Raw genomic sequence first — 3,757 nt, forward strand, 5'->3', positions numbered from 1 at the left:
GTCACCGGGACCAATGGCACCGGCATCTATGTTGAGAACGCCGCGACGGCAACCGACCTCACGGTGAATGCCGCAGGTGTCACCGGCAACGCCGGCATTATCGCAGCCAACAACGGCACTGGTGCGACGAACGTCACCGCGACAGGCCAGGTGACCGGGACCGGTCTCAACGGCATCTGGGTCCAAAACGCCGCCACTGCAACTAACCTGACGGTAAGCGCCGCAGGTGTCACCGGCAACGTCGACGGTATTTACGCTTACAACGAAGGCACAGGCGCGACCACCGTCACCGCGACAGGCCAGGTAATCGGCACCAGTGACATCGGCATCAATGCCGAGAACGCCTCAACGGCGACCGATCTGACGGTGAACGCAGCAGGCGTCACCGGAAACGCCGACGGTATTTACGCTTCCAACAACGGCACAGGTGCGACCACCGTCACCGCGACAGGCCAGGTAACCGGGACCAATGGCAGCGGCATCTACGCCGTTAATGCCGCCACGGCGGGCGACATGACGGTGAACGCCGCAGGCGTCACCGGCGGCAACGCTGGAATTATCGTCGGCAACAACGGCGCCGGCGCCACAAGCGTTACCGCAACGGGCCAAGTGACCGGCACCAATGGCAATGGCATTGACGCCTGGAACGCCACCACAGCAACCGATCTGACGGTGAACGCTGCAGGCGTCACCGGCAACGCCGACGGTATTTATGCGTCCAACGACGGCACCGGTGCGACCAGCGTCACCGCAACCGGCCRGGTGACCGGGACCAATGGCAACGGCGTTGGCGCCTGGAACGCCACCACGGCGACAGATCTGACGGTAAACGCCGCAGGCGTCACCGGCGGTAACAACGGAATTGTCGTCGGCAACAACGGCGCCGGCGCCACCAGCGTGAACGCAACGGGCCAGGTGACCGGGACGAATGGCACCGGCATTGACGCCGAGAACGCCGCCACGGCGGGCGACCTGACGGTGAAGGCCGCAGGCGTCACCGGCAACGTTGACGGTATTAGGGCCGTCAACTACGGCACCGGCGCGACCACCATCACCGCAACCGGCCAGGTAACGGGGACCAGTGCTACCGGCATCTACGTCGAGAACGCCGCCACTGCGGGCGACCTGACGGTGAACGCGGCAGGCGTTACCGGCCGCTACACCGGCATTAGCGCCGCCAACAAAGGCACCGGCGCCACCAGCGTGACCGCGACAGGCCTAGTGATCGGGACCGGTCTCAACGGCATCTGGGTCCAAAACGCCACCACTGCAACTGACCTTACGGTGAATGCAGCAGCCGTCACCGGCAACATCGACGGTATTTACGCCGCCAACGACGGCACCGGCGCGACCACCGTCACCGCAACCGGCCAGGTAACCGGGACCAGTGCCACCGGCATTTGGGGTCAAAACGCCGGTACTACAACTGACCTTACAGTGAATGCCGCAGCCGTCACCGGCAACGTCGACGGCATTTATGCCTATAACGACGGTACCGGTGCGACCACCGTCACTGCAACGGGCCTCGTGACAGGGGTCGAGGGCAACGGCATCCAGGCCTATAACGGCGTCACTGCCAACGGCGTCAGCGTGAATGCGGCAGGCGTCACCGCAGAATTGACCGGCATCTACGCCTGGAACCAGGGCACCGGCGCGACCAGCGTGACGGTGACAGGCCAGGTGACCGCGAATACAGGCTTCGGCATATACGCATTCAATGATAGCGCTGCGACAACCGGCCTGACGGTGAATGCCGCAGGCGTTGCCGGCAGGCTGTATGGCATCTACACGACGAATTTGGGCGCCGGCCCGACAAGCATCACGACCAATGGCCTTGTGGAAGGCGGGGTCAGCGCCATCGCCGCCAAGTCCGGCGGCCTACCGATCACCATCGTCACCAATGGGCTGGTGCGCAATAGTTCCCGGCTGTCGACGCGCCTTGCGATCGAGGCCTTCGGCGGCCCGGTGGCACTGACCAATGCCGGTGGCATCATCGGCACGGTCGACTTCGGCGTGGGCGCCAATACGATGACCAACAACGCAGCCTGGAACACGGCGGGCGGCGAAAACCACTTCGGTGGCGGCACGCTGACCAACAGCGTCAATGGCGCAATCATCGGCGGCGCCAATGGCGCCGTGCCAGTGTCGACCCTGTTTGACAACATGGCCAGTTTCGTCAATCGCGGCGCGCTCACCATGGCCAATAGCGTGGTTGGCGATGTCGTCAGCCAGACCGGCGGCAATGCGCGGTTCGAAGCGGGATCGGTCCTGGCGATCGACGTCAATGCCCTGGGACAGGCCGACAAATTCATCACCACCGGAAGCGCGACGCTGGTTGGCGGCATGGTGGCTATCCCCGACGTGGGCGGCGTCTATCTGCCGGGCCGCCAGTGGACGATCCTCACTGCGACCGGCGGCGTCAGCGGCACCTTTGCCGCGCTGTCCGAAGGTCTGCCCTATGTGGACGTGTCGCTCGGCTATGACGCCAGCAACGTCTATCTCAGCGCCGTCCGCAACGGCGTCGCCTTCTGCCTCGACGGCTTCGGCGGCAACGAATGCGCAAGCGCGGCTGGTGTCGAAGACGTCGGTCAGGGCAACACGCTCTACGACCTTGTCGTTTCGCAGGCGAGTGCCGCGGCCGCGGTCTATGCCTTCAACCAGCTTTCGGGTGAAATCCACGCCTCGGCCAAGGGCATGCTGCTCCAAGACAGCCGCTTTGTCCGCGATGCGGCGACCGACCGCATCCGTGCTGCGTTCGACGGCATTGGTGCCGCGCCCGCGCCAGTTCTGGCCTATGGCGAGGGTGGGGCCGAACTCGTCGCGGCGGATACCGATCGCTTTGCGGTCTGGGGCAATGCTTTTGGCTCGTGGGGCGACACAGACAGCGACGGCAATGCCGCCGCCTTCGACCGCTCCATCGGCGGGCTTTTGCTGGGTGCCGATGTCCTGGTCTCCGATGCCTGGCGCGTCGGCTTGATGACCGGCTTCAGCCACTCGTCCTTTGATGTCGATGACCGCGCTTCTTCCGGCAATGCCACCAGCTACTATCTCGGCGCCTATGGCGGCAGCCAATGGGGGGCTGTGTCGCTGCGCACCGGGGCGGCCTATAGCTGGAACAGCGTCGAGACCCGTCGCGCTGTCAACTTCCCCGGCCTGTCCGAGGTGCTGTCGGCCGACTATGATGGCGCCACGGCACAGATCTTCGGCGAGGCCGGCTACCGCATCGACACGGCGGCAGCGGCCTTCGAGCCCTTCGCCAACCTCGCTTATGTCAATGTCCGCACCGACGCGTTCAGCGAGACCGGCGGATCGGCAGCACTCTCGCAGACCAGCTCGAACACCGATGCGACCTTCACCACGCTCGGTATCCGCGCCTCGGGCGATTTCGCGCTCGGCACCATCGACGCAACCGCCCGCGGCATGATCGGCTGGCGTCACGCCTTTGGCAATGTGACGCCGCTGTCCACCCTGGCCTTTGCCGGCAGCAATGCCTTCACCATCGCCGGCGTGCCAATCGCAAGGGATGCCGCGGTCCTCGAAGCCGGCCTCGATTTCGACGTCACGCCTATGGCCAAGCTTGGTATTTCCTATACTGGGCAGTTCGGCTCGGGCGTTTCCGACAACGGCGCCAAGCTCGATCTCAGCGTCAGGTTCTGAGTAGGCAGGTAGGTATGCCGCTGTCTCAGCAAGTGCGTCGTCCACATTGAAGGCTCGTCCCGCGAAGCTCCATCATGCGGCGATCTCTTTCGACCGCGAA

The 3,757-nt window shown here is 64.6% G+C and carries 1 protein-coding gene; it reads left to right on the forward strand.

The window, feature by feature from the left end:
• Positions 1–3,657 (forward strand): autotransporter outer membrane beta-barrel domain-containing protein (locus AC1DTF_RS32225; RefSeq protein ID WP_477477020.1); only part of this gene is annotated, 3,657 nt, incomplete at its 5' end.
• Positions 3,658–3,757: the final 100 nt, after the last annotated feature.

It is taken from the genome of Mycobacterium sp. P4_H6 (assembly GCF_056400845.1).